This is a genomic window from Streptomyces sp. NPDC033136 (assembly GCF_055578235.1).
In genome coordinates this window covers 292,878-311,512 of record NZ_JBVIPD010000002.1, presented here as the reverse complement: position 1 = coordinate 311,512, position 18,635 = coordinate 292,878, and the positions used below count along the sequence as shown (strand labels likewise).

The following is an 18,635-nucleotide window of genomic DNA, read 5'->3' as shown; positions in this document are numbered from 1 at the left end:
CAGAATCGACCCATGGATCTGCCGGTGATGCCCCCTGTCCTGCCGATGCTCGCCAAGTCCGTGGCAGCGATCCCCGCGGGCATGCAGTACGAGGCGAAGTGGGACGGGTTCCGGGCGATCGTGTTCCGGGACGGGGACGAGGTCGAGTTGGGAAGCCGTACCGGCAAGCCTCTGACCAGGTATTTTCCCGAGCTGGTGGTGGCCGTGCGGGAGCGGTTGCCCCGGCGGTGCGTGGTGGACGGGGAGATCGTGATCGCGCGGGAGGGGCATCTGGACTTCGACGCGCTGACGGAGCGGATCCATCCGGCGGACTCGCGGGTGCGGACGCTGGCGGAGCGGACGCCTGCTTCGCTGGTCGCGTTCGACCTGCTGGCGCTGGGCGACGCGTCACTGATGGACGCCCCGCTGACCGAACGGCGGGAGCTGCTGGTCGGGGAGCTGCCGGGGAAGACGGCGCCGGTGCATCTGGCGCCGGCGACCACCGACATCGAGGTGGCGCGGCAGTGGTTCGAGGAGTACGAGGGGGCCGGTCTCGACGGGGTCATCGCCAAGCCGCTGACCGTGCGCTACCGCCCGGACGAGCGGGCCATGTTCAAGATCAAGCACGAGCGGACGGCGGATGTCGTCGTCGCCGGGTACCGGTTGCACAAGAGCGGCCCCGTGGTGGGCTCGCTGCTGCTCGGCCTGTACGACGAGGGAGGCACGCTCCAGCACGTGGGAGTGTCCGCCGCCTTCACGATGAAGCGGCGCGCCGAGCTGGTGGAGGAACTGGAGCCGCTGCGCCTGGACGACGTGACGGGCCATCCGTGGGCGGCCTGGTCCGAGGAGGCCGCGCACGAGAAGGCCCGGCTGCCCGGGGCGCCGAGCCGCTGGTCGGGCCGCAAGGACCTGTCGTGGGTGCCGCTCAGGCCGGACCGGGTGGCGGAGGTGGCGTACGACCACATGGAGAACGGGCAGCGTTTCCGCCACACCGCCCGTTTCCGCCGCTGGCGCCCGGACCGGACCCCGGAGAGCTGCACCTACGCACAGTTGCAGGAGCCGGTCCGCTACGACCTCGCCGAGATCCTGGGCGCCTGACGGCTGCTCAGGGCTGCATCAGCACCTTGACGGCGCCGTCCTGTTTGCGCTGGAACATCTCGTAGGCGTGCGGCGCCTGCGACAGCGGCACCCGGTGGGTGGCGAAGTCGTCCACGCCGAGGGGGTCCTCGTCGGTCAGGTACGGGATGATGTCGTCGCTCCAGCGGCGGACGTTGGCCTGGCCCATCCGCAGCTGGACCTGCTTGTCGAACAGGGTGAGCAGCGGCAGCGGGTCCGCCGTGCCGCCGTAGACCCCGGACAGCGAGATGGTGCCGCCGCGGCGCACCAGGTCGATGGCGGTGTACAGCGCGGCGAGCCGGTCGACGCTGAAGCGCTCGGCCATCGGGCCGCTCAGCTTGCGCGGCAGCAGGGCGGCGGTGTTCTGCACCAGGCGGGCCGCCGCGCTGCCGTGGGCCTCCGTGCCGACGGCGTCGATCACGGCGTCGGGCCCGCGTCCGTCGGTCTCGTCGCGGATCGCGGCGACGAGTTCCTTCTCGTCGTCGAAGGACCTGAGGTCGTACGTCTCCACGCCCCGCGCGCGGGCCCGGCTCAGCCGTTCGGGGACCAGGTCCACACCGAACACCCGCCCCGCGCCGCGCGCCTGGGCGATGCGGCAGGCCATGTCGCCGATGGGCCCGAGGCCGAGCACGGCGATGCTGCCGCCCTGCGGGACGTCGGCGTAGGCGACCGCCTGCCAGGCGGTGGGCAGGACGTCGGAGAGGTAGACGAAACGGTCGTCGGCCGGGCCCTGAGGGACCTTGATCGGGCCGAACTGCGCCTGCGGGACCCGCAGGTACTCGGCCTGGGCCCCCGGCACCGCACCGTACAGACGGGTGTAGCCGAACAGGGCGGCACCCATGCCCTCGCCGTGGACCTGGGTGGTCTCGCACTGGGTGGGCAGGCCGGTGAGGCACATCCAGCAGGTGCCGCACGCGATCTGGAACGGCACCACGACCCGGTCGCCGGCCTGGAGGTCCGGGACGCCGGCGCCGACCTCCTCGACGATGCCCATCGGTTCGTGGCCGAGGATGTCTCCCGGGGTCATGAACGGGGTGAGCACTTCGTACAGGTGCAGATCGGACCCGCACAGCCCGGTGGAGGTGATGCGGATGATCGCGTCCGTCGGCTCCTGGATCTCCGGATCGGGCACGTTCTCCACCCGCACGTCCCGCTTGCCCTGCCAGGTCACTGCCCTCATCGCCTCGCGCTCCCTCCGTCAGCGTGCGCGTCGGTCGGTCGGCGTGGCCCGGGTACCCCTGGGTCCCGCGCTGAACCTTGAGCCGATCGACGGACGCCGTGGAGACACCCACGCGGCAAAATCAATCAACTATGGCCATCGATGTTCAGATAAGCGCACAATCGAGACAGATCGACGACATGAGGTGCGATGGCGACGGTGGGCAAGGGACGAGGGGCGCGCGGACGGCGCACCGCGACGACGGCGGCGCTGCTGGCCGTCACGGCGACGGCCGCCCTGGCGGCGGGCTGCACGAACGGGGGCGGTACCACCGACGACGGACGGGGGTCGTCGCGAGAGTCGGAGCGGGGCGCCTCACCCACGGCGACCGGCCCCTCGGTGCTCGCCGTCAAGATCGACAACGCGAGCGCGGCCCGTCCCCACACCGGTGTCGACGCCGCGGACGTGGTGTACGTCGAGCAGGTCGAGGGCGGACTGAGCCGGCTGATGGCGCTGTACGCCACCGAGCTCCCGGAGACGGTCGGCCCGGTGCGCAGCGCCCGCGAGTCGGATCTGGAGCTGCTGCGCCAGTTCGACCGTCCCACGCTCGCCTTCTCCGGTGCGCAGAAGAAGCTCCTGCCGCTGATCGACGAGGCGCCGCTGCGGGCCCGGACGCCGGCGAACGCCGCCGACGCCTACTTCCGGAGCGGCGGCAAGCCCGCCCCCCACAACCTCTACCTACGGCCCGAGCGGCTCGTGTCCGAGGCCCCGGGCCAGCTCGCGCTGACCACCGGTTTCCGCTACGGCTCCGCCCCCGGCGGCGGCACGGCGACGGACGCGCAGACGGTGCGCTACCCGGCGGCCCGTTTCACCTTCACCTGGTCGGACTCCCGCGACCGCTGGCTGGTCGGCATGGACGGCAGCCCCGCGACGACGGCCGACGGGCAGCGGATGGCGCCCGCGACGGTCGTCGTGCAGTACGTGAAGGTGCGCGAGTCCGCCTTCCAGGACTTCCTCGGCAACAACACGCCGTACACCGAGACGGTCGGCTCGGGTAAGGCGAAGGTGCTGCGCGACGGACGGGCCTGGGACGTGAACTGGGAGCGGGAGAGCGCCGCGGACGGCACGGCGTTCACCACCGGTGACGGCTCGCCGGTGAACTTCGCGAAGGGCCAGGTGTGGGTGGTGTACGCCGAGGCGTCCTGACCGGCCCGTGTCACTCACGGTTCACGGCCAGGGACTCCTCGGGGTTGCGCAGCCCCTCGGCCGCGTCCGCCACCCGCCGGATGAGATCGAAGAACACCGTCCGCTCGTCGGCGGTGAGCGGGGCGAGGAAGACCTGGTTCATCCGGGCGGTGCGCACGCTCAGCCTGCGATGCGTGCGCACGCCCTCGTCCGTCAGGCGCAGCAGGGAACGGCGGCCGTCCTGTGGGTCGCGGACCTTGTCGAGCAGCCCGCGCCGGCTCAGCCGGCTGATCACCTCGGCGATGGTGGACCGGTCGAGCCCGACCCGCTCCCCCACCGTGCGCTGGTCCAGGCCCGGCTCGTCGACGAGCGTGTTCAGGACCGCGAACTGGGGCGAGGTGATCTCCTCGGAGACCATCGTGTTCCACAGCAGGTAGTGCGCCTGCTGGAGCCGCCGGGCCAGGTGCCCGGGGTGGGTGGTGAGGTCCGCGGCCGCCATGTGCACCCCTCGGTCGTTTTCGTCGGTGCACTGAACAATAGTCGACCGATGCGGAGCCGTCTGCGGTCCGCGCAGGTAATCACAGACGCATATGCCGAGGTCTTGACGCCCCACTGTCCCGATGGCAGCGTGAGGGACAGCTCGCAGCATTACTCAGTGCCCTGATTAATATGGTCGGGTCACTCGGAAGAGATGGGGCCTCTCGGATGGACAAGGTGGTCGCCACAGCCCTGGAGGCGGTGGCCGACGTGCCGGACGGCGCGTCGCTCGCGGTGGGCGGTTTCGGGCTGAGCGGTGTGCCGAACGCGCTGATCCAGGCGCTCCACGAGCGCGGCGTGGCCGGGCTCTCGGTGATCTCGAACAACTGCGGGGCGATGGAGTCGGGCCTGGCGGTCCTGCTCACCGCCGGCCGGATCGCCCGGGTCACGGGCTCCTACATCGGTGGCAACAAGGAGTTCGCCCGGCAGTACCTGGCCGGGGAGATAGAGGTCGAGCTGATCCCGCAGGGCACGCTGGCCGAGCGGCTGCGGGCCGGTGGCGCCGGGATCCCCGCCTTCTACACCCCGGCCGGGGTGGGCACCCAGGTCGCCGACGGCGGGCTGCCCTGGCGCTACGACGGTCAGGGCGGGGTCGCACTCACCTCGCCGCCGAAGGAGGTCCGGGACTTCGACGGCACCCCGTACGTGCTGGAACGGGGCATCCGCACCGACTTCGCCCTGGTCAGGGCCGCGAAGGGCGACCGGCACGGCAACCTGGTCTTCAACAAGTCCTCCCGGAACTTCAACCCGCTGGCCGCGATGGCCGGGCGGATCACGGTCGCCGAGGTGGAGGAACTGGTGGAGCCCGGAGAGATCGACCCGGACGCGGTGCACCTGCCCGGCATCTTCGTGCAGCGGGTGCTCGCACTCACCCCTCAGCAGGCGGCGGACAAGAAGATCGAGCAGCGGACGGTGAGGTCCTGATGGCCTGGACGCGCGAGGAGATGGCCGCCCGGGCGGCGCGGGAGCTGAGGGACGGCCAGTACGTCAACCTCGGCATCGGCCTGCCCACACTCATCCCCAACCACCTCCCCGAGGGCGTCGAAGTCGTCCTCGAATCCGAGAACGGCATCCTGGGCACCGGCCCCTACCCCACCGAGGACACCGTCGACCCGGACCTGATCAACGCCGGGAAGGAGACGGTGACGGTCCTGCCCGGGGCGTCCTTCTTCGACTCGGCGCTGTCCTTCTCGATGATCCGGGGCGGGCACATCGATGTGGCCGTGCTCGGCGCCATGCAGGTCTCCGAGCGGGGCGACCTGGCCAACTGGGCCGTCCCGGGCAAGCTGGTCACCGGCATCGGCGGGGCGATGGACCTGGTGCACGGCGCCCGTACGGTCGTGGTCGTCATGACGCACACCGCCAAGGACGGCTCCCCGAAGATCCTCGCCGAGTGCGCCCTGCCGCTGACCGGCACGAGGTGCGTGAACCGGATCATCACCGACCTCGGCGTCCTCGACGTCACCGACGACGGACTCGTACTGGTGGAGACGGCGCCGGGCGTGACGGCCGAGGAGATCGTCGCGAAGACGGACGCCGAACTGACCGTGCCGGAGGGCGTGAAGTGAGGGACGTCTACATCGTCGACGCGGTCCGCACGCCGATCGGCCGCTACAACGGCTCACTGGCCCCGGTCCGCCCGGACGACCTGGCCGCGCACGCCATCCGTGAACTCCTCGCCCGTACGCCGGAGCTGGACCCGGCCCGGATCGAGGACGTGTACCTCGGCAACGCCAACGGCGCCGGAGAGGAGAACCGCAACGTCGGCCGCATGGCCGCCCTGCTCGCGGGCCTGCCCACCTCCGTGCCGGGCGTGACCGTCAACCGGCTGTGCGCGTCCGGGCTGGAGGCCGTGGTCCAGGCGGCCCGGGCGATCGCGCTCGGCGACGCCTCGATCGCGCTGGCGGGCGGTGTCGAGTCGATGACCCGGGCGCCCTACGTGCTGCCCAAGAGCGACAAGCCCTTCCCGGCCGGGCACACCGAGCTGTACTCCACGACCCTCGGCTGGCGCATGGTCAATCCGCGGATGGAACCGCAGTGGACCATTCCGCTGGGCGAGAGCGCGGAACTCATCGCGGACAAGCACAGGATCGGCCGGGAGCGGCAGGACGAGTTCGCGCTGCTCAGTCACGAGAAGGCCGCGGCCGCCCAGCGACAGGGCCTGTTCGACGTCGAGCTGACGCCGGTGACGATTCCCCGGCGCAAGGGCGACCCGGTGGTCGTCGCCGCCGACGAGAGCGTCCGCTCGGACGCCTCCCTGGCGGCGATGGCCAGGCTGAAGCCGTCGTTCCGTCCGGAGGGCGGGACGGTGACCGCGGGCAACGCCTCGCCGTTGAACGACGGTGCGGCGGCGCTGCTGCTCGTCGACGAGGAGGGGCTGAGGGCGACCGGTCGCGAGCCGCTCGCCCGCGTCCGCGCGTCGGGTGTCTCCGCGACCGACCCGCACTACTTCGGACTCGCCCCCGTCGAGGCCGTGGGCCGGGCACTGGCCAAGGCGGGCAAGGGGTTCGGCGACCTGTCCGTGCTGGAGCTGAACGAGGCGTTCGCCGCGCAGGTGCTGGGGTGTGTGGCCGAGTGGCCCGAGTTCGACCCGGCGATCCTCAATCCGCAGGGCGGTGCGATCGCCCTCGGCCATCCGCTGGGGGCGTCCGGAGCCCGGCTCGCCGGCACCGTCGCTCATCAACTGGCCCGGCGCGGCACCGGCGTCGGTGTCGCCACGCTGTGCATCGGGGTGGGCCAAGGTCTCGCCCTCGTCCTCGAACGCTGACGAAACGCAGGATCACCATGACTCTCACCCAGCACGACATCGATCAGGAGATCGCGGCGCGGCACGCCGCGTACGAGAAGCGGCTCGCCGACGGGGGGCCCGTCGAGCATCAGCCGCGCCGCGACTACGCGCCCTACCGCTCCTCGGTGCTCCGCCACCCCAAGCAGCCGCCCGTCCCCATCGACGTCAGCAAGGATCCGGAACTGGTGGAACTGGCTTCCCCGGCCTTCGGGGAGCGGGACATCACCGAGATCGACAACGACCTCACCCGGCAGCACGCCGGCGAGCCGATCGGTGAGCGCATCACCGTCTCCGGCCGGCTGCTGGACCGCGACGGCCGTCCGGTCCGCGGTCAGCTCGTGGAGATCTGGCAGGCCAACTCGGCGGGCCGCTACGCCCACCAGCGCGAGCAGCACGACGCGCCGCTGGATCCGAACTTCACGGGTGTGGGCCGCACGCTCACCGACGCCGAGGGCCACTACCACTTCACCACCGTCCAGCCGGGCCCGTACCCGTGGAGCCAGCACCTCAACGCCTGGCGGCCCGCGCACATCCACTTCTCCCTCTTCGGCACGGCGTTCACCCAGCGGCTCGTGACGCAGATGTACTTCCCGAGCGACCCGCTGTTCCCCTACGACCCGATCATCCAGTCCGTGACGGACGACGCGGCCCGGCAGCGGCTGGTCGCGACGTACGACCACAGCCTGTCGGTGCCGGAGTTCTCGATGGGCTACCACTGGGACATCGTGCTGGACGGCCCGATGGCCACCTGGATCGAAGAAGGGCGCTGACCTGCCATGACGAAGATCGACACCGCCCTGCCGGAGAGCGTGCTGCCCACCCCCTCGCACACCGTGGGCCCCTTCTACGGCCACGCCCTGCCGTTCCGCGGCGGCGAGGACATCGCGCCCCTCGGGCACCCGGAGACGGTCACCGTGCACGGCTACGTCACCGACGGCGAGGGCGGTCCGCTGCCCGACGCCCTGATCGAACTGTGGGGCCCGGACCCCGACGGCAACCTGCCGACCGCCGACGGCTCGATGCGGCGCGACCCGGCCTCGGGCGGCTTCCTCGGGCGCAACGGCGTGGAGTTCACGGGCTGGGGGCGCATCCAGACCGATACCGACGGCCACTGGTACGCGCGCACCCTGCGGCCCGGTGCGCGGGGGCGGAGCGCCCCGTACCTCAGCGTGTGCGTCTTCGCGCGCGGGCTGCTCGTGCACCTGTACACCCGGATCTACCTGCCGGGCGACGCGGCGGCCCTCGCCGCCGATCCGCTGCTGTCCCGGCTTGAGGACGCCCGCCGCGACACGCTGATCGCCGCCGTGGAGGGTGACGGCACGTACCGTTTCGACATCCGCCTTCAGGGCGAAGGCGAGACGGTCTTCCTGGAGTTCCAGTGACAGCTCCCCACGACGATCCCGGCCTGCTCGCCCCCGGGTGGGCAGCCTCGGCGGCCGCGACCGCCACGAGCGACCACGCGTATCTGCGGGCGCTGCTCGACGCGGAGGCCGCGCTGACCCGGGCCCAGGCGGCATCCGGGCTCGTCCCGGCCGAGGCAGCGACGGCGGTGACCGAGGCGGCCGGGACCGGCGCCTTCGACGTACGGTCCCTCGCCGAACGCGCCCGCGCGGGCGGCAACCCGGTCATCCCCCTGGTCGCGGATCTGACGGAGGCCGTGGGCGAGGCGTACGGCCCCTACGTCCACCGGGGCGCGACGAGCCAGGACATCCTGGACACCGCGGTCATGCTGGCCGCCGCGCGGACGCTGGACCTGGTCCTCGCCGACCTCGGCCGGACCGCGGCGGCCCTGGCGCGGCCGGCCGCCGAGCACCGTGACACGGCGATGCCGGGGCGGACGCTCACCCAGCACGCGGTGCCGACGACCTTCGGGCTGAAGGCCGCCGGATGGCGGTCACTGGTGCTCGACGCGCGGGACCGGGTGCAGATCGTACGAGAGTCCTTGCCCGTCCAACTCGGCGGGGCCGCCGGTACGTTGGCCGCCTTCGGCGCGTACGGCGCGAGCGATCCGACGGCGCTGCCGGCGGCATTCGCGCGCGAACTAGGACTCCGGGCACCGGAGTTGCCCTGGCACACCCTGCGGACGCCCATCGCCGATCTCGCCGGGTGTCTCGCCTTCACGGCGGGCGCGCTGGGCAAGGTCGCCGTGGACGTGCTGACGCTGTCGCGCACCGAGATCGCCGAGGTCGTGGAGGGCAGGGGCGGGGGGTCGTCCGCGATGCCGCACAAGTCCAACCCCGTGCGCAGCACCCTCATCGCCTCCGCCGCGCGGCGGGCACCACAGCTCGCGGCCACGCTGTACGGGTCGATGGCGGCGGAGGACGAGCGGCCGGCCGGGGCCTGGCACGCGGAGTGGGAGCCGCTGCGGGACCTGCTGCGGCTGGTGGGCGGGGCCGCCCGCGACGCCGTCGGGCTGGCCGAGGGACTGCGGGTCAGGGCCGACGTCATGCGCGAACACCTTGACCTCACGGGGGGGTTGATCGTCTCCGAGCGGCTGTCCGCCGAACTCGCCCCCGTGCTGGGCCGCGCCCGTGCCAAGGAACTGCTCACCCGGCTGGCCTCGGAGGGCCGCCCGCTCGCCGAGGCACCCGAGCTGGCGGACGCCGACCTCGATCCCACCCACTACACGGGCTCCGCCGGCGCCCTCACCGACCGTGCCCTGGAGCGACGTTGACCCTCCTGAACCACCGTGTCGAAGGGCCCGCCTCCGCGCCGCCCCTGCTGCTCGGCCCCTCGCTCGGCACGTCGTACGCCCTGTGGGACGAGGTGGCGCCCGAGCTGTCGATCACTCACCGGGTCGTCCGCTGGGACCTGCCGGGGCACGGCGGTTCGGCGGCCGGTCTCGTCCGGGCGGGCGCGACGGTCGGTGACCTCGCCGGGCTGGTGCTTGCGCTCGCCGACTCGCTCGGGATCGAGCGGTTCGCGTACGCGGGGGTGTCGCTGGGCGGGGCCGTGGGGCTGCATCTCGCGGTGCACCATCCGCAGCGGCTGTCGTCGCTGGCCGTGATCTGCTCGTCGGCGCACTTCAACGGGTCCGGTCCGTGGGAGGAGCGGGCCGCGCTGGTTCGGCGCGAGGGGCTGGCCGGGCTGGCGGAGAGCGCGCAGGCGCGCTGGTTCACATCCGGTTTCACCGTGCCGCGGCTGGTGCGGGACCACCGGGAGGCCGACCCGGAGGCGTACGCCGCCTGCTGTGACGCGCTCGCCGCGTTCGATCTGCGGGACCGGATGGCCGAGATCAGGGTGCCGGCCCTGCTGGTCGCCGGCCGTGAGGACCCGGCGACGCCGCCCGCGCATCTGCGTGAGATCGCCGACGCGGTGCCGGGCGCGACGCTAGTGGAGATCCCGGGCGCCTCACATCTGGCACCCGCACAGTGCCCGAAGGCGGTACTGACCGCGCTGCGGGCCCACCTCGGCCAGGACGCGCTCAGGGGCATGGCCGTGCGGCGGGAGGTGCTCGGCGACGCGCACGTCGACCGGGCACAGGCCCGTCAGACGCCCTTCACCGCCCGCTTCCAGGACTTCATCTCGCGCTACGCCTGGGGCGAGATCTGGACCGACCCGACGCTGTCGCGCCGCGAGCGCAGCATGATCACCCTCACCGCGCTGGTCGCGCACGGCCACTACGACGAGCTGGCCATGCACGTCCGGGCGGCGCGCCGCAACGGGCTCACCCCGGAGGAGATCGGCGCGGTGCTGCTGCAGACGGCGGTGTACTGCGGGGTGCCGGCGGCGAACTCGGCGTTCGCGACGGCCCAGCGGGTGCTGGCCGAGGAGGACTCCACGGGAGGGTGAACGGGAGGGTGGCCCTGCTGGTCCCAGCCTCGGCGGTGGCTCGCCCGGGCCGCACGGCGTGCCTACGGTGGGAGCATGTCCACCATCCTGATCACGGGCGCCACCTCGGGTCCCGGCCGGTACGTCGCCTTCGAACTGGTCCGGTCGGGGCATGTCGTCCTCGTCCACGGCCGGGACGCGGGCCGCACCGAGCGGCTGGCCGAGGAACTGCGCACCGAGGGGGACGCCGAGGCGTTCGTCGCCGACGGGGCGCCCGGCGTGCTGGCCCTGGCCACGCGGGACTCGGGCAGCGGCCGGTAATTCGACGGGACGCGTCCGGCACGGGCCCACGAGGCGGCGTACGAGCCGGGGGGTGCGGGCGCGGCCGGCCGCGGTGACCGATCAGCTGGTGCGCGCCTGAGGCACCGGTGGGCTACCGCAGCCCGGCTCCGGACGCCAGTTCGGCACGTGCCCGCGCCACCAGTCCGTCCGCCCCGCACGAGACCGCCAGGTCCAGGCCGCGGTCGAGGTCGCTCGCCGAGCGGGCGGCGATGCCGTACTCGATGCGGGCCGCCGCGTGCTCGTACTGGCAGGGCGAGGCCTCCAGATAGGTGACGGCCTGGGCGTGCAGCCGGACCGCGCGCTGGCCGGTCTCCAGGGCGGCGGCGCAGCGCAGGGCCTCCCCTATGGCGGTGTCCGTGCCGAAGCGCTCGGCCTGGCGGCGGACGTCCACGGCGAGCCGGGCGGCCCGGGCCGGGTCCTCGGTGCTGAGGGCGCGGGCGAGGTCGGTGGCCCAGGGGACGAGCACGGGGTTGTGGTGGCCGCGTGCCGCAGCGGCCTTCTCGGCGGCTTCCAGTTCGTTGATGCCGTCCTTGGTGCGACCGACGGCCAGCAGCAGCCGGCCGCGCACCGAGCGTGGGTCCGGCAGGACGATGGTGGAGGGGTAGGGCGGGGCGAAGCCGTACCGTTCGGCGACGTCCCAGGCCTTGTCGACGTGGCCGCGGGCGAGCAGCGTGTCGACGAGGTTGCACGTCGCGGACCAGTACAGGGGCAGGCCGCGGCCGACGCGTTCGGCGAGGCGCAGCGACTCCCGCAGGGACGCCTCCGCCTCCTTCAGACGGCCGCGCCTGCGGTGGCCGAGCCCGACGTAGGCGTGGGCCAGGGCGAGGTGGCCGCCGCTCCAGCCGGCCGTCTCGTAGGCGCGCAGGGCCTCGTTGTAGAGGGTCTCGGCGCGGTCGAGGCGGTCGGTGAAGGCGTACGCGTTGGCGAGCATCAACAGCAGTTCGATGCCCCATTCGGTGTCGGTCCAGCCGAGGCCCGGGGCCAGGCGGCCGTTGACGAGGGCGCGGTCGCACAGCTCGGCGACCTCCTCGGCGTTCTCGCCATGCATGAGGGCGTCGAAGCCGCGCAGGATGAGCAGGGCGCGTTCGGAGTTGTCCCGGCCGGTGCAGGTGCTCGCCAGGTCGGCCAGCCGCCGGGAGCGGTCGGGTGAGGTGGCCTCGCCGGCGTGGAGGCACTCCCACATGAAGTGCACGGCGTGGAGCCGCATTTGGGCGGGGCCGGGCCGGAGCCGGGCGGCCTCCGCCTCGACCGTGCGGACGGCCTCCTCCAGCTGGTCGTTGTGCAGGAGCGCCTGGGAGAGCCGGAAGACGGCGTCCACCCGCTGGTCGCCGTCGAGGCCGGGCATGGCGAGCGCGGCCCGCAGATGGCCGATGGTGCGGGCGGGCGCGGTCAGGAAGGTGGCCTCGGCCAGTTCGTAGAGCACCTGCGGGTGGGTGTCGGGCCGGGGCGGTTCCCGCAGGGCGCGTTCCAGGCAACGGCGGGCGGCGTCGGGTGCACCGACGGCGAGGTGCTCCCGGGCGGCCTCCCGCAGTTGCCCGACGAGTTCCTCGTCGTCGTCCGCGTGGACTTCGAGGAGGTGGCGGGCGGCGGCCGCGGCGCCGTGCCCCTCGTCGGTGACGATGCGGGCGGCGATGCCGTGCATGGCGGTGCGCAGGGCGTCGGGGATGGAGTTGTAGACGGCGGTGGCGATGAGGGGATGGACGAACTCCAGGTCGCCCTCGGCGGTGCGGCCGGTCGCGGGGTCGGGGGCGGTGAGGATGCGGGCGGTGCGCAGCAGTTCCGCGCAGCGGCGGGCGTCACCGGGTCCGAGGGTGGCGAGCTTGGCGACCAGGTCGATGGAGATGCCGGTGCCGAGGATGGCGGCTGCCCAGGCGAACCTGGTGGCGTCGATGCCGAGTTCCTCCAGGCGGGCGACGAGGCCGCCGCCGCGGGCCGAGCGGTTCAGTTCGCGCAGTTCCCCGGCCCGGGCCTCGACCGGTTCGAGTTCGCTGTCCCGCACCTTGGCGAGGAGTTCGACGGTGTCGTAGGGGTTGCCGGCGGTGACGGCCCAGACCTCGCGGCAGAACGCGGCGTCGGCGTGTGTGCCGAGGGTGGCGCGGGTGAGGCCGGCGGTCGCGGCCGGGGTGAGGGCGCTCAGCGTCGTGACGGGGCCCTCCGCGGCGGCGGCGACGGTGTCGAGGTGGCGGGCGCTCGTGCCGGAAACCTTGTCCGGGCGGCGGGTGACGACGACCAGGACGGACATCTCGTCGAGGCGCTGGGCGAGCCCCGCGAGCCAGTGCAGGGTCTCCTGGTCGGCCCAGTGGGCGTCGTCGATCAGCAGCACGAGCGGCCAGTCCCGGCGGGCGAGCCGGCGCACGGCGGCGACCAGGCCGTCGCACACGCCCTGCGGGTCGGCCTGCCGCTCGCCGGGGTCCGCTATGCCGAGGGCGGGGCCGGCGATGTCGTACCAGTCGCCGAGGTACTCGCGGGCCTCCTCCGGCAGCATCGACACCAGCGCGGGCTGCAGCAACTGCCGTACCACGTTGAAGGGGACCGACCTGAGGGTCTCGCCGCCGCGGGCCGACCAGACCGTGCAGCCGCGGGCCTCGGCGATGCGGCGGGTTTCGGCCAGCAGCGCGGTCTTTCCGAGTCCGGCCTCGCCGCGGAAGAGCAGTAGTCCGCCGGACGAGGAGCGGTCGGCGCACAGGTTGCCGACCGCCCGTGCGACGGCGGCGACTTCCTCGTCTCGCTCCCACAGGGAAGCCGAGGCTCCGGCCGTGGGCCGTACCTCCGTCATCCCGCTACCTCCCCAAGTCGCCCGAATGACGTACAGACGTCGAGCGTAGCCGTCCGATTGCCCGAGTGGAGGATGCTCGGGGCACCAGTTGCCGTGACGGGTGACACCGGGTGCGGCCGGACGACGCGCCCCGGCCCGCCACCAGGGACCTTCGGGTCAACTGTGCGCGGCTGTAAGGGAAATGACGTTCATTCACCGAAATCGGGACACAGGGCGCGGGCGACGGGCGCCGGCCGCGGCGTCGGTGGGCCACCTCACCGGGTGGTACGGGTTCGGCGTCTACGGCCGGCTCGTGACGATCATCGCCGCGCGGTTCCTCACAGCCGGAGGGCGGCAGCAAGGCCGAGGCTCTGGAGAGGGCCTACACCTCCTGCGCGCTCGCGTTCTCCCTCCGGCCCGTCGGCGGCGATTTTCAGCCACCTCGGCGACCGGGCCGCCCGGCGTCCGGCACCGGTCCTGGTGATGACGCTGATGACGGTCGCGCCGACGCTGACCGGCGTGCCGCCGACGCGCGGAACAACTGGGTCCGGCTCCTCTCATGCCTCTTTCACCGACGCCTCATACGGTGGGGGCATGACGCAGGAGACTCCACCCGGGTGGTACCCCGACCCCGGACAGACAAGCGACGGGCCCGCCACGGAGCGCTGGTGGGACGGCAAGGCGTGGACGGCCACCATCCGACCGGCACAACCACCCACGGCTTGGAGCCCCCCGGCAACGGGGGCCTTCCCCTCGACTCCGGTTCCTGACGGGTCTCCGTCGGGGGATGTGACGCCCTCGGGGGATACGGCGACGGCGGGGCAGCCGGAGGCTGCCGGAGCGCCGACCGGCGCGGAGCAGCCGGGGGGTGGACGGCCGGCTCACCGCGAGCAGTCGGGGGCTGCCGGGCACCCGGGTGCCGCCGGGCAGCCGACCGGCGACGAGGCTCCGGGAGCCTCCACCGACCCAGGCGATACCGCACAGCAAGGGTCCCCCGGAGGCCCGGCCGACCCCGGACAGCCGGGCGGCGCCACGGAGCCGGGAGGTGCCGGTCAGCCGGATGCCGCCGGGCATCAGGCCGGCCCCGGACAGCCGGCCGGCGCGGAGTCAGGGACTGCCGAACACCTGGGCGCCTCCGGGCATGCGGAACGTGCAGGGCAGCCGGAAGCCACCGGGCATCAGGCCGGCCCCGGGCATCCGACCGGCGCTGGTACACCCGGAGCCGCCGGCTATCAGGCCGGTGCCGGACAGCCGAGCCCCTCCGGATACCCGGGTGGTGCCGGACAGCCGGCCGACGCCGGGTATCCCGGTGCTGCCGGACAGCCGGCCGGCGCCGGGTATCCGACGGGCGCGGGGTATCCGCCCGGCCCGGGATACCCGGCGGCAAGCCCCGGGTATCCCACCTACCCCGCGGCGCCTCCGCCCGGTAAGGGCCGCCGGCTGCGGATAGGCGCGGCCGTCGCCGCGGCCGTCGTGGTGCTCGCCAGCATCGGCGTGGGGGTGTACGCGCTGACCGACAACGGAGGTTCCGGCGGCGGCACCGCCGGCTCACAGGGGCCCGGCGGCGGCCCCGGAGGCCAGGGCGGGCCGTTCGGCGGACCGGGCGGATCCGGCGGGTCCGGCGGGTCCGGCGGGTCCGGCGGGTCCGGCGGGTCCGGCGGGTCCGGTGGTTCCGGCGGGCGGAGTCCGCAGCCCGAGCAGTCCGAGCCTCCGAAGATCAAGAGTGGTTCCGTGACCGACGCGGTCAACGGGATCAGCCTGCCGATCCCGAAGGGCTGGTACGGGCAGCAGATCAACGCCGGCGCGCAGGTGACGTCCGAGGACTCCTACAAGTGCCCGGGCGACACCTCCTCGACCTGCACCAAGGGCGGCGCCTACTCGGTCCCGGCCCTGGCCCTCGGTACCAAGGGCGACACCGTCGAGGAGATGGCCGAGGCGGACATCGCGGCGAACGCCGAGGAGTCCTACGGCGGCAAGTCCTACGGCGGGATCACCTCCCACGACGTGCTGGCCTCCAGGGCCGTGACTGTCGCCGGGCAGAAGGGCTACATGGTCCGTTGGAAGGCCGTCACGAGCAAGGGCGCCGACGGCATCGTGCAGTCGCTCGTTTTCCCCTCCCCCGCGAACGCGCGGCAGATGGTCGTCGTCCGGGTCGGCGTCGACGCCGACCAGAAGGAGTCCGTCCTCGACGACATCACCAAGGGCATCAAGGTGTCGACGGGCAACGGCAACGGCCAGGACGTCTGACCCACGTCCTCGCCGCCGGACACCGTCGGCCGGGTGGGGCGCCCCCGCCGCTCACAGGGGAACCCCCACCCGGCCGGGGGTGCGCGCCGCCCCGGTCCCCACGGGTCGGCGCGGTCGGGGCCGACCCGGCGCGGGTGCCCCGGCCGCACGACCCGGCCGCCCGTTCTCGACGTGCCCCGCGAACCGCCGCGGAACGCCGTGTCGCCCTCGGCGGTGACCGCCAGGTCGTACCAGCGGCGGCTGACGGCGCCTGACCGGGGCCCCGGTTGGTGTGGCGGACCGCCAGCTCGGCGTCGGCGTCCGGAGCGGCTAGCCGAGGACTTTCAGCTCGGCCTCGATGTCGGCGGCGGTGGCCAGGAGGGGCGGCAGCAGATCGTGGCGTATCGAGTCCGGTGTGCGCCGGCTGACGTGGGTGGCGAGGTTGATGCCCGCCACCACCCGCCGCGCCTCGTTCCGGATGGGTACGCCGATCGCGATGAGGCCCTGTTCCAGTTGCTGGTCCACCAGACACCAGCCCTGTGCCCGCACTTGTTCCAGTTCCGCGGCGAGTGCCTCCCTGGAGGTGATGGTGCCGGGGGTGAGCGGCGTCAGGGAGGCGGTGTCCAGGTAGTGCCGCAGCTGGGGCTCGTCGAGGTGGGCGAGCAGGACCCGGCCCAGGGAGGTGGCATGGGCGGGGAAGCGGGTCCCGATACTGATGGAGACCGTCATGATCCGCCGGGTGGGCACCCGGCTGACGTACACCACGTCCTCGCCGTCCAGGACCGCCACCGACGAGGACTCACGGACCTCGGCGACCAGCTGCTCCAGGTGGGGCTGGGCGATCTCCGCCAGGGACATGCTGGACAGGTAGGCGTAGCCCAGTTCCAGGACCCGGGGCGTGAGGCGGAAGTCGCGGCCGTCCGTGGCCATGTACCCCAGGTCGGCGAAGGTCAGCAGGAACCGCCGTGCGGTGGCACGGCTCATGCCGGTGGTCCTGGCCACCTCCGAGAGGGTCATCGCGGGCCTGTCGGCGCTGAACGCACGGATGACGGCCAGCCCTCGCTCGAGGGACTGCACGAAGTAACGCCCGGGTTCGTTGTCGTCCATACGCTGTGGCTCCTGTGTCGGACGGGGTGTCAGGACTCGGACATGTGCGAGGTGAGCGCGTCACTTCGGTCGGGCACCGTCGTGTCCGTGTCGCCGTTGTGGTGTTTGGCGCGCTGGATCTGCTCGTAGACGTGGGCGCGCAGTTCGGCGAAACGGGTGCTGGAGCGGGTGTGCAGCTGGTCGCGTTCGTCGGGGAGGTCGATGGTGAGGTCCTCCAGTACGACGGTCGGCGAGGTGGACAGGATGAGGGTGCGCTGGCCGAGGTAGACCGCCTCGTCGATGTCGTGGGTGACGAACAGGACGGTGACGCCCAGCTCGTGCCACAGGCGCCGGATGAGGTCCTCGAGTTCGGCGCGGGTCTGGGCGTCGACGGCCGCGAAGGGCTCGTCCATGAGCAGCACCTTCGGCTCGAAGGCCACCGCGCGGGCGATGGCGACGCGCTGCTGCATGCCTCCGGAGAGCTGCCAGGGATAGGCCTGGTGGGCGTCGGCGAGACCGACCACCTCCAGGGCGTGGTCCACCAGTTCCCGGGTCCGCGCCTTGCCGAGCTTCTTGCGGCGCAGAGGCAGGGCGACGTTGTCGCGTACGTTCATCCAGGCGAACAGGGAACGGCCGTACTCCTGGAAGACCACCGCCATGCCGGGCGGCGGCCCGCTCACCGGGCGGCCGTCCAGGCGGACTTCGCCGCTGGTCGGCGTGAGCAGTCCGGCCATGCACTTCAGGAGGGTGGTCTTGCCGCAGCCCGACGGCCCGACCAGGCACACGAGTTCACCGGCACCGATATGGAATGTCAGGTTGCGCAGCGCTTCGACGCTGCGGTTGCGTCCTGCGTAGATCTTCTTCAGGTTGCGTACGTCGAGCATCGACGTCTCCTTGTCAGAGGTTGCGCTGAGCCCGGCGCAGGCCTTGGTACCAGGCCAGGACCCGGTTCTCGGCGAATCGGAAGAGCAGCGACAGGGCGAAGCCGAGCAGGCCGAGCAGCAGGACGCCGCTCCACATCTCGGGAATGGCGAACGAGCGCTGGAACTGCACGATCGTGAAGCCGAGCCCGTTGCTGGCGGCGAACATCTCGCTGATGACCATGAGGATGATCCCGATCGAGAGGGCCTGGCGCATGCCCGTGACGATCTGCGGGCTCGCCGAGCGCAGCACCAGGTGCCGGAGTCGGGCGGTGCCGGTGATGCCGTAGGAACGGCAGGTGTCGCTGAGCACCTCGTCCACGGCGCGGACGCCCTCGACCGTGTTGAGCAGGACCGGCCACATACAGCCGCTGACGATGACGAGGACCTTCATGGTGTCGCCGATGCCCGCGAAGAGCATGATCACCGGCACCAGCACCGGGGGCGGGATGGCCCGGAAGAGCTCCAGGACCGGCTCCAGCACGTCGCGCGCGACGCGGCTCATGCCCACCACCAGCCCCAGGCCGACGCCGATGACGACGGCGAGAAGATAGCCCGTGGCCAGCCGGAGCAGACTGGGTACGGCGTCCGACAGCAGCCGCTCCCCCGTCCACACCTCCCCGAACTTCTCCAGGATGGTGGCCAGCGGCGGGACGTAGAAGTCGGTGCTGTCCGCGGTGGCGAACCACCACACGGCGAACAGGACCGCGGGCAGGCCCAGGATCAGCGCGGCCCGCCGGGCCATGGTGAGGACTGTCGTTGGGATCATCC

At 72.7% G+C, this 18,635-nt stretch carries 16 protein-coding genes and 2 pseudogenes; 12 read left to right on the top strand and 6 right to left on the bottom strand.

The window, feature by feature from the left end; genetic code table 11:
- The first annotated feature begins 12 nt into the window (after positions 1 to 12).
- Positions 13 to 1,077, top strand: coding sequence for an ATP-dependent DNA ligase (locus ACZ5TL_RS04570; protein ID WP_468587594.1), 1,065 nt, complete (start codon positions 13 to 15; stop codon positions 1,075 to 1,077).
- Positions 1,078 to 1,084: 7 nt separating this feature from the next.
- Here ACZ5TL_RS04570 and ACZ5TL_RS04565 read toward each other — a convergent pair whose 3' ends face one another.
- A complete protein-coding gene (locus ACZ5TL_RS04565; protein ID WP_468587592.1) occupies positions 1,085 to 2,275 on the bottom strand; it encodes a zinc-dependent alcohol dehydrogenase in 1,191 nt (396 codons plus the stop codon).
- Positions 2,276 to 2,464: 189 nt separating this feature from the next.
- Between ACZ5TL_RS04565 and ACZ5TL_RS04560 the strand changes: the two genes are divergently transcribed.
- On the top strand, positions 2,465 to 3,460 hold the full coding sequence (locus ACZ5TL_RS04560; protein ID WP_468587590.1) for a DUF3048 domain-containing protein: 996 nt from the start codon (positions 2,465 to 2,467) through the stop codon (positions 3,458 to 3,460).
- 10 nt (positions 3,461 to 3,470) lie between these two features.
- On the opposite strand, the gene ACZ5TL_RS04555 is transcribed toward ACZ5TL_RS04560, so the two are convergent.
- The gene (locus ACZ5TL_RS04555) at positions 3,471 to 3,938 is read right to left on the bottom strand and encodes a MarR family winged helix-turn-helix transcriptional regulator (RefSeq protein WP_468587588.1); all 468 of its coding nucleotides are present in this window, start codon (positions 3,936 to 3,938) and stop codon (positions 3,471 to 3,473) included.
- A 206-nt stretch (positions 3,939 to 4,144) separates the two neighbouring features.
- On the opposite strand from ACZ5TL_RS04555, the gene ACZ5TL_RS04550 reads away from it, so the two are divergent.
- From ACZ5TL_RS04550 to ACZ5TL_RS04515, 8 genes and pseudogenes are all read left to right on the top strand, one after another.
- Positions 4,145 to 4,900, top strand: a complete 756-nt coding sequence (locus tag ACZ5TL_RS04550) for a CoA transferase subunit A (protein WP_468587586.1) — start codon at positions 4,145 to 4,147, stop codon at positions 4,898 to 4,900.
- The gene (locus tag ACZ5TL_RS04545) at positions 4,900 to 5,544 is read left to right on the top strand and encodes a CoA transferase subunit B (RefSeq protein WP_468587584.1); all 645 of its coding nucleotides are present in this window, start codon (positions 4,900 to 4,902) and stop codon (positions 5,542 to 5,544) included. The genes ACZ5TL_RS04550 and ACZ5TL_RS04545 overlap by 1 nt, the downstream gene beginning before the upstream one ends.
- Positions 5,541 to 6,743, top strand: coding sequence for a thiolase family protein (locus ACZ5TL_RS04540; RefSeq protein WP_468587582.1), 1,203 nt, complete (start codon positions 5,541 to 5,543; stop codon positions 6,741 to 6,743). Before ACZ5TL_RS04545 ends, ACZ5TL_RS04540 begins: the two co-directional genes overlap by 4 nt.
- 17 nt (positions 6,744 to 6,760) lie before the next feature.
- Entirely contained in the window at positions 6,761 to 7,534 is a 774-nt protein-coding gene (gene pcaH, locus ACZ5TL_RS04535; RefSeq protein WP_468587580.1) for a protocatechuate 3,4-dioxygenase subunit beta, read from the top strand.
- A 6-nt stretch (positions 7,535 to 7,540) separates the two neighbouring features.
- Positions 7,541 to 8,146: a protocatechuate 3,4-dioxygenase subunit alpha gene (gene pcaG / locus ACZ5TL_RS04530; protein ID WP_468587579.1), complete on the top strand. Its 606-nt coding sequence runs from the start codon at positions 7,541 to 7,543 to the stop codon at positions 8,144 to 8,146.
- Complete coding sequence (pcaB, locus tag ACZ5TL_RS04525; RefSeq protein WP_468587577.1) at positions 8,143 to 9,438, top strand: 3-carboxy-cis,cis-muconate cycloisomerase; 1,296 nt, start codon at positions 8,143 to 8,145, stop codon at positions 9,436 to 9,438. Before pcaG ends, pcaB begins: the two co-directional genes overlap by 4 nt.
- Complete coding sequence (pcaDC, locus tag ACZ5TL_RS04520; protein ID WP_468587575.1) at positions 9,435 to 10,556, top strand: bifunctional 3-oxoadipate enol-lactonase/4-carboxymuconolactone decarboxylase PcaDC; 1,122 nt, start codon at positions 9,435 to 9,437, stop codon at positions 10,554 to 10,556. The genes pcaB and pcaDC overlap by 4 nt, the downstream gene beginning before the upstream one ends.
- 75 nt (positions 10,557 to 10,631) lie before the next feature.
- Positions 10,632 to 10,802, top strand: a pseudogene (locus tag ACZ5TL_RS04515) (SDR family NAD(P)-dependent oxidoreductase); the annotation flags it as partial.
- Between the two features lie 166 nt (positions 10,803 to 10,968).
- Here ACZ5TL_RS04515 and ACZ5TL_RS04510 read toward each other — a convergent pair.
- Positions 10,969 to 13,653 (bottom strand): ATP-binding protein, encoded by a 2,685-nt coding sequence (locus ACZ5TL_RS04510; protein ID WP_468587573.1) that lies wholly within the window; start codon positions 13,651 to 13,653, stop codon positions 10,969 to 10,971.
- Positions 13,654 to 13,725: 72 nt separating this feature from the next.
- Here ACZ5TL_RS04510 and ACZ5TL_RS04505 point away from each other — a divergent pair.
- Positions 13,726 to 14,346, top strand: a pseudogene (locus tag ACZ5TL_RS04505) (DUF2510 domain-containing protein); the annotation flags it as partial.
- A gap of 1,017 nt (positions 14,347 to 15,363) precedes the next feature.
- A complete protein-coding gene (locus ACZ5TL_RS04500) occupies positions 15,364 to 15,879 on the top strand; it encodes a hypothetical protein (RefSeq protein WP_468588031.1) in 516 nt (171 codons plus the stop codon).
- A gap of 309 nt (positions 15,880 to 16,188) precedes the next feature.
- On the opposite strand, the gene ACZ5TL_RS04495 is transcribed toward ACZ5TL_RS04500, so the two are convergent.
- From ACZ5TL_RS04495 to ACZ5TL_RS04485, 3 genes are read right to left on the bottom strand one after another with little or no spacing between them, the layout of a single operon-like run.
- Positions 16,189 to 16,965: an IclR family transcriptional regulator domain-containing protein gene (locus tag ACZ5TL_RS04495; protein ID WP_468587571.1), complete on the bottom strand. Its 777-nt coding sequence runs from the start codon at positions 16,963 to 16,965 to the stop codon at positions 16,189 to 16,191.
- A 29-nt stretch (positions 16,966 to 16,994) separates the two neighbouring features.
- On the bottom strand, positions 16,995 to 17,828 hold the full coding sequence (locus ACZ5TL_RS04490) for an ABC transporter ATP-binding protein (protein WP_468587567.1): 834 nt from the start codon (positions 17,826 to 17,828) through the stop codon (positions 16,995 to 16,997).
- Positions 17,829 to 17,841: 13 nt separating this feature from the next.
- Positions 17,842 to 18,633: an ABC transporter permease gene (locus ACZ5TL_RS04485; RefSeq protein WP_468587565.1), complete on the bottom strand. Its 792-nt coding sequence runs from the start codon at positions 18,631 to 18,633 to the stop codon at positions 17,842 to 17,844.
- Positions 18,634 to 18,635: the final 2 nt, after the last annotated feature.